The 1,390-nt window shown below is 72.7% G+C and carries 1 protein-coding gene and 1 pseudogene; both read right to left on the bottom strand.

All coding sequences use genetic code 11. The annotated features are described in order from the left end of the window. A partial coding sequence (locus tag ACFW2E_RS30015; protein WP_384470211.1) for a hypothetical protein occupies positions 1 to 288 on the bottom strand: 288 nt, incomplete at its 3' end. Between the two features lie 96 nt (positions 289 to 384). Then, a pseudogene (locus ACFW2E_RS30010) lies at positions 385 to 1,390 on the bottom strand (esterase-like activity of phytase family protein); the annotation flags it as partial.

Here is a 1,390-nt window from a genome sequence, read left to right as displayed (position 1 = left end):
GTGCTGGACGGCGAGGGGGTGGCGCCCGCCGTAGTCGCGGGGGATGTAGGTGAAGGCGTAGACGAGGACGGCGGCGCCGACCAGGGCGCCCGCCCAGGGGGCCATCGAGCGGCTGTGGCCGCCGATCACGTCGTCGATGATCACCTTGGTGACCAGCGGGACCACCGCCATGACGGCCATGCCCGCGAGGGAGGAGCCGAGGGCCAGGACCACGTCCTTCGGGTGGCGCCAGGCATAGCCCGCGAGTCTCCGCGCCCAGCCCTGTTTGTCCCCCTGCTGCGCTGCCACGCCGGTGCCCTCCGTTGGTCGTGTTCTCCCGGAAGGAACCAACGCACGAAGAAGCGGATTTCATCCCTCCGCAGCAAACCGGACGAACGGCGACGGTCAGACGCGTACCCGCAGGCAGTAGAAGCGGGTCGTCTGTACCGCGTTCTGGTTGTCGTCGCTGACCAGGAGGACCTTCAGGCGGCCCCGGTGGTCTCGCCCCGTGATCGCCATTCCCTCGATGTTGTCGAGGAGGGGGTTCGGCTGGGGCTGCCCGGCGGTGGCGCCGAGGGACGGGCAGGAGGCGAGGTCGGCGAGGAGCGTCTTCCTGATCGGCCGGACGCCGTCCCGGCCGGTCAGGTTCTCGATGCCGCCGGTGTCCGTCGCGTGCCGCGGATCGGCCAGATAGAGGCGGACCGTGTTGCCGGCACCGGAGGCGAAGCCGCGCTCGAGGACGAGGAGAACGGCCGTCGGGGGTCGCCCGGACCTCGGGGACGCCCAGGCCGGCGTCGGTCCGGTAGGCGTACTGGGCGGCGGGTTCGAACCGGCCGCGGTGGCGTTCCCAGGTCTGGAAGTGGCGTTCCCAGGTCTGGAAGCGGACGGTGCCGGCCGAGTCGCCGTAGATCGCGTACTCCATGGACGCGAGGAGCGTGTGCCCGCCGGGCAGCAGGGCCAGGCCCTCGAAGGTCCGGTTGGAGGCGGCCCGGCCCGCCGGGGCGACCAGGAGCGGCGCCGGCACGGGAAGCCGGTCGAGGATCCTGCCGTCGCGGGAGTGGCGGCGGATGGACGGCTCGGTCTCGGAGGAGATCAGACGGGTGCCGTCACCGCCCACGACCAGCCCCTCGGAGTCGAGCGCGGCACCGTTCTCGTCGGCGAGCGGGACCACCGACTCCGGCCGGAGGGTCCGCGCGTCCAGGACGAAGAGGGAGGAGCGGTCCGACAGGGCGGCGAGGGAGCCGTCCCGGTCCATCGCGAGCCCGGAGAGGTTTGCGACGAAGGTGCCTTCGTACGTCGTCTTGTCGAGCGCGTCGGAGAAGCGGTCGATGGCGACGGCGGGTGAACAGGCTTGGCCGCCGGTCGAGTTGGCGTCGGGGGGGGGGCGGGGGGGCGCCGCCCCCGGGGGGCC

Source organism: Streptomyces sp. NPDC058964 (assembly GCF_042741275.1).
Lineage (GTDB): Bacteria > Actinomycetota > Actinomycetes > Streptomycetales > Streptomycetaceae > Streptomyces.
Note: the sequence above shows the minus strand (reverse complement) of the source record. Positions and strands in the feature narration are given on the sequence as shown.